The organism is Flavobacterium cyanobacteriorum (genome assembly GCF_002251835.1).
GTDB classification, from domain to species: Bacteria; Bacteroidota; Bacteroidia; order Flavobacteriales; family Flavobacteriaceae; genus Flavobacterium; species Flavobacterium cyanobacteriorum.
Map to the genome: position 1 here is coordinate 1 of NZ_NOXV01000008.1, position 956 is coordinate 956.

Sequence of the window (956 nt, forward strand, 5' to 3'; positions counted from 1 at the left end):
CCGTTAGCAGTAATGGTATGAACGACATAGACGACATAGTATTTAACGAACAATGGGACAGAGTTCTTGAAGAAATATCAAAGGACAAAAACCTTATTGGACGACTTGAACCTTATGACCTTGCTTGGAAGCGTTTTCAATACCAACTGGCAGACAATGGAAAAGAAGAACTGATTGCTCCATTTGGTGACTTCAAAGACTTGTTGAAAATTATTGACAAGTGTAAAGAAGAAGGTATTTTAGGACTAACAATACCACAAGCGACAGCATTTCAACAGATTGACCAAATCAAAAAACTAATAACACAAGGACACAACATTGACGAACAAGAATTTGGAGAAAGAACAGGATTACTTGTTGCAGCGGCACTCAATGACAAACAACTTGTTCAATTTTTCATAGACAACGGAGCATTTGTGTCATTTTACGACCAAGACAATTTTGAAGCAATAGACTTAACTACTTCAAAAGAAATTATTGAATTATTGGCAGAACACGGTGGAAAAACAAAAGCACAAAGACGACAAGATTATGATGAATATTGTGATGCAAGAGAAAAGCTGAACATACTTAGAGAAATTAATCTATCCTTTATGAAAGCAGCAGAGAAAGGCGACACAATTAAAATGGAAGATGCTTTGAAACAAAGTTCTATGGACTTTATGACTTTGAATTTTGCTTATCCAATTAATGGTTGGACAGCCTTACATTATGCTGCAAAAAATAACGACAAAAAGACCTTTGACTTTTTAGTAAATAAAGGTATTGACACGACAAAGAAAAATATAGACGGCTTGACCGCAAAAGAATTAGCAAAATCATTAGGACACAATGAAATTTGAAAGAAGAACCACTACTGCTAACACGGGTTTTGCGTCAGGCGGGTTGACGTGCAAACTTGGAGCTTTGTGCTTCTATTCAAGTTCAGTGCAGTTTGACAGTTTTGTGCTCCGAAA

At 36.1% G+C, this 956-nt stretch carries 1 protein-coding gene; it reads left to right on the forward strand.

What is annotated here, in order from left to right:
• Positions 1-842: ankyrin repeat domain-containing protein (locus tag CHU92_RS00055; RefSeq protein WP_094411382.1), on the forward strand; the 842-nt coding region annotated here is incomplete at its 5' end.
• Positions 843-956: the final 114 nt, after the last annotated feature.